Below are 1,244 nucleotides of genomic sequence, written 5' to 3'. Positions count from 1 at the left end.
TTATGCAGGCGCTCGGCTGGGGTTTCCCAGCCGAGCGTTTTGCGTGGGCGTCGGTTGAGCTGGTCGGCGACGGTGGCCAGGTGCTCGGGGTCGTGGACGGACAGGTCGGTGCCCTTGGGAAAGTACTGCCGCAGCAAGCCGTTCGTGTTCTCGTTCGAGCCGCGCTGCCAGGGGCTGGCCGGGTCGCAGAAGTAGACCGGGATATCGGTGGCGAGGGTGAACTCGCCGTGCCGGGCCATCTCGCTGCCCTGGTCCCAGGTCAGGGACCGCTTCAGCTGGGCGGGCAGGGTCTGGACGGTGGAGGTCAGGGTGGTGAGGACCGCCTCGGCGCTGTGATCGCCGGGCAGGTGCAGCAGCATGACGTAGCGGGTGGCGCGCTCGACCAGGGTGCCGATCGCGGACTTGCCGTCCTTGCCGATGATCAGGTCGCCCTCCCAGTGGCCGGGCACGGCCCGGTCCTCTGCTTCGGCGGGACGCTCGCTGATCATGACCATCGGTGTGGTGAAGCGGGGCTGGCGGCAGTTGCCCTGCCGCTGGGGCCTGCGACGGGCCCGCCCCGAACGCAGGGCGCCGGCGAGTTCACGCCTGAGCTGACCTCTGCCCTGGACGTAGAGCGCCTGGTAGACGGTCTCGTGGACCACGTGCATCTCCGGCCGGTCAGGGAATCGTGTCCGCAGAGCCTGGCATATCTGCTCCGGGCTCCACTTCTCCTCCAGCATCTCCTGGACAGCGTGCCGCAGCTCGGGAGTGTCATTGATCTTGCGGGACTTGGGACGGGGTCGGCGGGCGTCCGCGCGTGCCTGGGCCGCGTGCGGCCGGTAGGCGCCGCTGTCCGGGTGGCGGTTGCGCCGTATCTCGCGGCTGACCGTGGAGGGGCTGCGGCCCAGCTCGGCGGCGATGGCCCGCACCGTGGCCTTCTCCCGCAACCGGTCGGCGATGTGGATGCGGTCCTCTTCACGCAGGTACCGGGACGGACCGGAAGGCGGCACCACCATGCTGATCGGTGGTGCCGCCTTCTGCCGCCGGTCGGCACTGCGGCCGTTACGCCACTTGTTGCCCGTCCGGCGGTCGACGCCGACGATCCGGCACGCCTCGGTATTGCTGTAGCCCTGCTGCACGAGCCGGGAGTATGCCTCCCGCTCCCGGCTCAGCTTCACAGGCCCCTGAGCCGTCCGGTCCGCTCGGATCGTGAAGTCCATCGCACCCCTTGAGCTGGGGTGTTGCAACGTTCACTAGAACCCAAG

At 69.5% G+C, this 1,244-nt stretch carries 1 protein-coding gene; it reads right to left on the bottom strand.

Annotation, left to right across the window (positions count from 1 at the left end; all coding sequences use genetic code 11):
* On the bottom strand, window positions 1-995 hold a 995-nt coding region (locus AB0G84_RS36185; RefSeq protein WP_361330963.1), incomplete at its 3' end, for an IS30 family transposase.
* Window positions 996-1,244 lie beyond the last annotated feature (249 nt).

The organism is Streptomyces sp. NPDC020742, assembly GCF_040641675.1.
Taxonomy (GTDB): domain Bacteria; phylum Actinomycetota; class Actinomycetes; order Streptomycetales; family Streptomycetaceae; genus Streptomyces.
This window is presented reverse-complemented; position numbering and strand designations above follow the sequence as displayed.